This window comes from Thauera sp. 27, from assembly GCF_000310125.2.
Classification (GTDB): Bacteria; Pseudomonadota; Gammaproteobacteria; order Burkholderiales; family Rhodocyclaceae; genus Thauera; species Thauera mechernichensis.
This window is the reverse complement of sequence record NZ_AMXB01000118.1, coordinates 1-315: the sequence shown is the minus strand read 5'-3', so window position 1 is coordinate 315 and position 315 is coordinate 1. Positions and strand designations below refer to the sequence as shown.

The following is a 315-nucleotide window of genomic DNA, read 5'->3' as shown; positions in this document are numbered from 1 at the left end:
GTTGATCGTGACATTGACGCTCGGCGCGAGCGTGTCGACTGCCGTGCTGTCGCTATCGCCGCTACCGGCATTGCCGGCGACGTCGGTGTAACTGCCGGCGGGGACTTCGACGGTGACGTTGCCCTCGAAACCCGCGGCCGGGGTCAGATCGGCCGTCCAGCGCGTCGGGTCGGTCGGGTCCTGGACGAGGTTGCTGATGCTGCCGTTGGTCACAACGACGTCTGCAGCCTCGAAGCCCACCGGGGCTTCGCTGAACACGAAGCTGACGGTGCCGTTGGGGTTGATGGTGACGTTGACGCTCGGTGCGAGCGTGTC

At 66.3% G+C, this 315-nt stretch carries 1 protein-coding gene; it reads right to left on the bottom strand.

Annotated features, from left to right (window positions below):
- The coding region (locus tag B447_RS21650; protein ID WP_004249919.1) for an Ig-like domain-containing protein at nucleotides 1-315 on the bottom strand (315 nt) is incomplete at both ends.